Genomic DNA, 754 nt, shown 5'->3' with positions numbered 1-754 from the left:
GAGCATCCCCACCGACAGTCACATGATCAACGGCTTCTGTTAGGGCCTGTTAGACAGGACAGATTCCGGCGCAAACGCTAGGCCCGTCTCCACTCACGCTGGCGGGCCCGGCCACCGCACCCCATGCCTGCCGCGCCAGTTTTACTGCTGCTGCTCGATCAACCGCTGCTCCTGCACCCGCCGCAGGAACGTGAGCAGTTGCAGCCGCGACGGCGGCGGATCACCGTCGGTGAGGCCCGGCACGTCGTTCATGGCGTAGACCGCCTCGCCGGCCGCCCGCTCGGACATCGACAGCTGCTGTGGAGGGCGACAAAGGGCGGGCCGACCCGCACGGGCCCCGCACTGTGACCTCCGATGCTGCCGGACTGGCCGGGCGGGACGGGCAGATCGGGGAGGTGTTCGCGGACCGGGTGCCCACCCGCCGCCTGGTGGTCCTGGGCGAGCCGGGCGCCGGTAGGAGTGTCCTGCTCATACGCCTGCTGCAGCACCTCGTCGAAACCCGCATTCCCAGCGGCCCAGTGCCCGTGGTGTTCTCCCTCGCCTCCTGGAACACCCACCAGCCGTCGGCCTGCACACCCCTGCCCCAGCGCGTGGCATGCTGTGCGACCTCGCCCAAGCGGCCGACAGGGGCAGCGACATGGCCTCGGCGTCCGCCGTACACAACCTGGCCGCACTCCTCGCCTCGGACTGCGGTCTGCCCTCACTTGCCCGCCGGTGGTGTCACAGCCGGGCAAACGTGCACCTTCGCGCCCAC

Annotated in this window: 1 protein-coding gene; it reads right to left on the bottom strand. The window is 70.2% G+C overall.

From position 1 onward, the window contains the following. Positions 1 to 141: 141 nt before the first annotated feature. Positions 142 to 288, bottom strand: coding sequence for a hypothetical protein (locus tag ACI2LP_RS32850; protein WP_404728190.1), 147 nt, complete (start codon positions 286 to 288; stop codon positions 142 to 144). Positions 289 to 754 lie beyond the last annotated feature (466 nt).

It is taken from the genome of Streptomyces sp. NPDC019890 (assembly GCF_044903445.1).
Classification (GTDB): Bacteria; Actinomycetota; Actinomycetes; order Streptomycetales; family Streptomycetaceae; genus Streptomyces.
The sequence above is the reverse complement of the archived record's forward strand: the minus strand, read 5'-3'. Positions and strand labels throughout refer to the sequence as shown.